Below are 3,873 nucleotides of genomic sequence, written 5' to 3' on the forward strand. Positions count from 1 at the left end.
TCCAGGCCGGGCCGTTGACCATCACCATTTCGTAGAAGCGGTAGATGAGCGGATCGGTCGGCGGCATGGGCGTGCCGGTGCCGCGATACGGAATCTCGTTCAGCATCGCCTGTTCGGCCGTGGACAGGCCGAACAGCTCCGCGGCGCGCGCCGCCTGCGGCTTCACCATCTTCATCTGGCCGAGGCAGGCGCCGACGATCAGCACGTCGGACATGCCGCCGATCTGGTCGCAGATGAAACGCCAGGTCCATTCCTTCTCGCGCTTGATGTCGAGGATCTTCTCGGTCAGCTGTTCGCGTCTCATGGAGCTGCTCTCTCCTGTGGATGTCGCGGCGGGGCTGCGCCCGGCCGGTCGGACGAGGGGGTGGTCGGTGCTGGGACAGAGCGGGCACGGACCCGCCGCGGGTCAGGCGGCCCGGCTCGCGGGCTCGGCTGCGGGCGCGGCTGCGCTGCCGAGCCGCACCACAGGCGGGTGCCGCGGATCCCAGCCGGCCGGCGGCGCGTCCCGGAAGGTGACGGAGCGCGACACCAGGAAGTCGATCAGGTGGTTGCGGACCGCGTAGAAGTTCGGATCGTGGTGGATGTCCCCCTGGCGACGGTCCGCCGGCAGCGGGTTCTCGACGATCTCGGCGATCTTGGCGTTCGGGCCATTGGTCATCAGCACGATCTTGTCGGCGAGGTAGATCGCCTCATCGACGTCGTGGGTGATCATGTAGACCGTCTGGCCCGTCTCGCGGCAAATGCGCCGCGCCTCTTCCTGCAGCGTGCCCCGGGTCAAGGCGTCGAGGGCCGAGAAGGGCTCGTCCATCAGCAGGATCTTGGGCTCGATCGCCAGCGCCCGGGCGATGCCGACCCGCTGCTTCATGCCGCCGGAGAGTTCGGACGGGCGTTTATGTTCGGCGCCGGCCAGGCCGACCTTAGCGATGGCCCGCATGGCCCTGGCCTCGATCTCCTGCCGGCCGGCCGACCGCCAGCGCGATGACACCGCATAGGCGACGTTGCCCAGCACCGTCTTCCAGGGCAGCAGCGCGTGACCCTGGAAAATCACGGCCCGGTCGAGGCTGGTGCCGCGGATCTCGCGGCCGTCCACCAGGATGGCCCCGTCCGAAGGCTGGTCCAGCCCGGCCAGGATGTTGAGGACCGTGGTCTTGCCGCAGCCCGAATGGCCGATCACGCAGACGAACTCGCCCTGCCCCACCCGCAGCCACAGATCCTCGAAGATCGTGGTGCTGCGGCCGCCCGGCGCGGGATAACGCTTGCTGATGCCTTCGACGGAAATGAAGCGGTCTGTCACGGCGCTCACTCGGGAAACGTCACAGCCCGTTGGGCTTGTGCCAGCAGCTGATCCAGGATCATTCCGACGACGCCGATCACCAGAATCGAGGTGATCACGTTGGTGATGCTGAGGTTGTTCCACTCGTTCCAGACGAAGTAGCCGATGCCGGTGCCGCCCACGAGCATCTCGGCCGCCACGATCACGAGCCAGGCGATGCCGATGGAGATCCGCATCCCCGTCAGGATGGTCGGCGCAGCCGCCGGCAGGATCACCGTGAAGGCGCGCCGCACCGGCCCGACCTCGAGCGTGCGGGCGACGTTCAGCCATTCCTTGCGGACCGAGGCCACGCCAAAGGCCGTGTTGATCAGCATCGGCCAGACGGAGCAGATGAAGATCACGAAGATCGACGAGATGCCGGAATCCTTGATCGTGTAGAGCGCGAGGGGCATCCAGGCGAGCGGCGAGACGGGCTTCAGGAGCTGGATAAAGGGGTCGAGGGCCCGGCCCATCAGCGGCGACATGCCGATCAGAAACCCGACCGGGATCGCGACCAGCACGGCGATCAGGTAGCCGAGCGTCACCCGGCCGAGCGAATACGCGAGCTGGATGCCGATGCCCTTGTCGTTGGAGCCCCGGACATAGAACGGGTCCCTGAGGTGGCCCCAGATGGTCTTGCCGACATCGAGCGGGCTCGGCATGGCCGATTTGCCGGTCGTCGCCGTCTGGCCCATCAGCTTGGCGTAGTCCGGATCCATGTCGGCCGTGGCGCCGGAGCCGCTCACGGCGATCTGCCAGGCCCCGAGACACAGCACCAGGATCAGCAGCGAGAGGAACAGCGCCCTCAGGCGCAGCGGGGCCGTCATGCGCCCACCGCCCCCTCCCGCCCTGGCCGAGCGGAGCCGTTCCGGGCCGCCATCAGCTCGCCCTCCCGATCGGGAACGAGGCCAGGTATTCCGCCGGCCTCGCCGGGTCGAACACCTTGCCCATGACCGAGAAGGTCTTACTGGTCGCCGCCGGCGGGGTGAGCCCCTGCTCCTTCATCAGCCGCTGTGCGTCGGTCGCGAGATAGACCTGCTTGGCGATGCCGGCATAGTCGACCTCGCCCTTGATCTGCCCCCAGCGCTTCATCTGGGTCAGCATCCAGACCGCGAAGCTCTCCCACGGGAACGGGTCGAAATCGGCCCGGTCGGGCACCTTCTGGATTTTGCCGAGCCCGTCCGCGAAGGTGCCGGTTAGCACCTGCTCGATCACGGTCTCGGGCTGATTCAGGTAGTTCGCGGGGGCGATGGCGGCGGCGATCTGCTTCCGGTTCTCGGCCTTGTGGGCAAAGGCGGTCGCATCGATGATCGCCCGCAGCAGCGCCGCATAGGTGTTCGGCATCTGCGTGATGAAGTCCCGCGAGGCCGCGAAGGCGCAGCAGGGGTGCCCTTCCCAGATGTCCTTCGACAGGAGGTGGATGAAGCCGATTCCGTCGTACACCGCGCGCTGGTTCATCGGGTCCGGCCCGAGAAAGCCGTCGATGTTGTCGGCCCGCATGTTGGCGACCATGTCGGGCGGCGGCACGGCCCTGATCTGAACGTCGGTATCAGGGTCGATGCCGTGCTCCGCCAGGTAGTAGCGCAGCAGGTAATTGTGCATCGAATAGTCGAACGGCACCGCGAACTTGAAGCCCTTCCAGGATTTAGGGTCGCGCTTGTCCTTGTGCTTCATGGCCAGCGTGATCGCCTGGCCGTTGATGTTCTCGATCGCCGGCACCGTGTACGGGACGGGATTTGAGCCGGCGCCCATGGTGATGGCGAGCGGCATCGGCGACAGCATGTGGGCGGCGTCGTATTCCCTGTTCAGGGTCTTGTCCCGGATCACCGCCCAGCCGGCCGTCTTCACCACCTCCACGTTCAGCTTCTGCTTCTCGTAGAACCCCATCGGCGCCGCCATGATGATGGGCGTCGCGCAGGTGATCGGGATGAAGCCGACCTTGAGGTCCCGCTTCTCGAGGGCGCCGGCGCCCTGCGCCAGCGCCTCGGTGACCTGGCTGATGGGCAGAACCTGCGACACGGCCGCCACGGCGGTCGAGGCCCCGACGGCCTTGAGAAAGGCGCGCCGGCCCGCATCCTCCGGAAAGATGGCCCGCATGGCCGCGCCTTCGACGACCCGGCCGTAGCGCTCCGCCTCGCTCAGGGCCGCGGCCCGGTCGTGCTCGGCCTCGGAGCCGTGGGCACCACAGGAGCAACCGCGACGGCTGAGGCTGCGGGTCGGCGTGAAGGGATCGTCGAACGTGGACATCGGGCCTCCGAACGGGACCCGCCAGCCGTCGCAACCGGTGTGCCAGGGCCTGTGAGCGTGCCGCAACCGAGAGCGAGGCGCCTGGCCTGGCAGCGTCCCGTGCCGCAGCTGCCTAAACCGCGGGCAGCGCCGGGCGGCTGCTCAATTGCGAAGCAGCTCGCGGCATTGCGGCGCCTTGGTGAAGGCACAGTCGAAGAGCGACGCGGAATGCTGCATGCGGTCGATCAGGTAGAGCGCAGCCAGCGTGAGGGCGATCGCGAACAGCACGCCCAGGATTGCGCCGGCGCCCGAACCTGGCTCGCCCTCGCCCTTGT

General features: G+C 67.6%; 3 protein-coding genes and 1 pseudogene. All 4 read right to left on the reverse strand.

The genetic code is table 11. From position 1 onward, the window contains the following. Positions 1 to 304: pseudogene (locus JWR86_RS03000) on the reverse strand (cyanase); the annotation flags it as partial. A gap of 102 nt (positions 305 to 406) precedes the next feature. Continuing rightward, positions 407 to 1,294, reverse strand: coding sequence for an ABC transporter ATP-binding protein (locus JWR86_RS03005; RefSeq protein ID WP_366914533.1), 888 nt, complete (start codon positions 1,292 to 1,294; stop codon positions 407 to 409). A gap of 5 nt (positions 1,295 to 1,299) precedes the next feature. Then, a complete protein-coding gene (gene ntrB / locus JWR86_RS03010) occupies positions 1,300 to 2,139 on the reverse strand; it encodes a nitrate ABC transporter permease (RefSeq protein ID WP_299560547.1) in 840 nt (279 codons plus the stop codon). A gap of 52 nt (positions 2,140 to 2,191) precedes the next feature. Then, on the reverse strand, positions 2,192 to 3,559 hold the full coding sequence (locus JWR86_RS03015; RefSeq protein WP_299560549.1) for a CmpA/NrtA family ABC transporter substrate-binding protein: 1,368 nt from the start codon (positions 3,557 to 3,559) through the stop codon (positions 2,192 to 2,194). Positions 3,560 to 3,873 lie beyond the last annotated feature (314 nt).

This window comes from Enterovirga sp., from assembly GCF_028290205.1.
Classification (GTDB): Bacteria; Pseudomonadota; Alphaproteobacteria; order Rhizobiales; family Beijerinckiaceae; genus Enterovirga.